Consider the following 1,592-nt stretch of genomic DNA (forward strand, 5'->3'; position numbering starts at 1 on the left):
CAAACAGTCATGACCAAGCTTTGGCCACCCCGAACCATGAAAATGGTTGAGTCATGCGCCTTAATCAAGGGGTTGGCAGAGCCTGACTATGGTCGACAAATTTTTCAGTGGCCTAAACCCTGAACTCAAACTGACCTGAATGAATCGCTCGTACCCCAAATTGTTTCCCGCCTCGCGGCGGTGAACGCATGGTAAAAAGACCTTTGCTGATCCGTCAGCTTATGGCCATCGATTCTTCCATCAGACTCTGCCCTCATCCTTGAGTGAGGGAGAATAGTTCGATGCAGCCCATTTTGAAGTCTTGTGCTGGCCTTGATGTTCACAAAATGATGGTCATGGTGACTATTCAAGTCGAAGACGATGACGGCAACGTCACCGAACAGACCCGTTCCTTTAAGACTTTCCGGCGGGATCGCAAAGCCCTCAGAAATTTTCTGATGGAACAGGCAGTAGAACTCGTGGTAATGGAAAGTACCGGCAACTACTGGCAATGCATTCATGACATTCTTGCTCGAGCCGGGCTGAGTGTCTGGATTGTGAATGCCCGTCACGTCAAAAATGTTCCCGGCCGCAAGACGGATGTACTCGATAGTCAATGGCTGGCCTCCCTGGGGCGCTGTGGGTTGCTTCGCCCCAGCTTTGTCCCTCCACCGGACATCCAGCAACTTCGATTGTTGTTCCGCCGTCGTCAGAAACTGATCAGTCAGCGTTCATCCGAAAAGAACCGACTGCACAAGGTTCTGGATGATGCTGGTATCCGCCTCGGTGGTGTCGTCAGCGATATTCACGGTAAGTCGGCCCAGGATATGATCCAGGGGTTGATTGACGGCAAACATCCTGCCGAACTGGCAAAGATGGCCCGTGGTCGTATGAAGAGCAAAGTCGACGAACTGTTCAAAAGCTTGGACGGAGAGCTCTCCCGAGCCCATCGCACAGTTCTCAAGGATATCAGAGAGCACGTTGAGTATCTGGATAAGCGGATAGCAGCACTGGACGAAGTCATCCTCCAGATAGTGCGCTCTGACTATCGGGAGCCTTGGCAGGTTTTACAGACTCTGCCGGGGATCGATCAAATAGCAGCCGCAGGGATTATTGCCGAAGTTGGGCCGGATATGTCGGCTTTCAATGGCCGGGAATCACTGACTTCTTGGGCAGGGCTGTGTCCAGGAAACAATGAAAGTGCCGGAAAAAGAAAGAGTGGAAAAACCCGCAAGGGCAATCAGTCACTCAGAAGGTTGCTCTGTGAAGCGGCCAATGCTGCGATCAAGACAAATAGCCAGTTTAAAGGCAAGTACCAGAGCCTGGTGATACGGAGAGGTCATAAACGCAACATTATTGCGATAGCTCACAAGATACTCAGGGTAATACATTGTCTGTTGAGCAAGCTCCAGCCATACCATGATCCGGATATTGATTATGAGGCTCTGACGGTGCACAAAAATGCACCACGATGGTTACAAAAACTGCAAAAGTTCGGATACCTGCAGGGCATGCAGAAAGCCTGACAGCACATCAGGCGCTACCGGTTGACGATTCTTGCCCGTCGGCGAGACGGTGTCTCTTTGCCCGTGCAGTGCCCATTTTCATGGTAA

At 51.3% G+C, this 1,592-nt stretch carries 1 protein-coding gene; it reads left to right on the plus strand.

The genetic code is table 11. The annotated features are described in order from the left end of the window. The first annotated feature begins 281 nt into the window (after positions 1-281). On the plus strand, positions 282-1,505 hold the full coding sequence (locus tag M3P05_RS20305; RefSeq protein WP_249701955.1) for an IS110 family RNA-guided transposase: 1,224 nt from the start codon (positions 282-284) through the stop codon (positions 1,503-1,505). Positions 1,506-1,592 lie beyond the last annotated feature (87 nt).

The organism is Parendozoicomonas callyspongiae (assembly GCF_023502345.1).
Taxonomy (GTDB): domain Bacteria; phylum Pseudomonadota; class Gammaproteobacteria; order Pseudomonadales; family Endozoicomonadaceae; genus Sansalvadorimonas; species Sansalvadorimonas callyspongiae.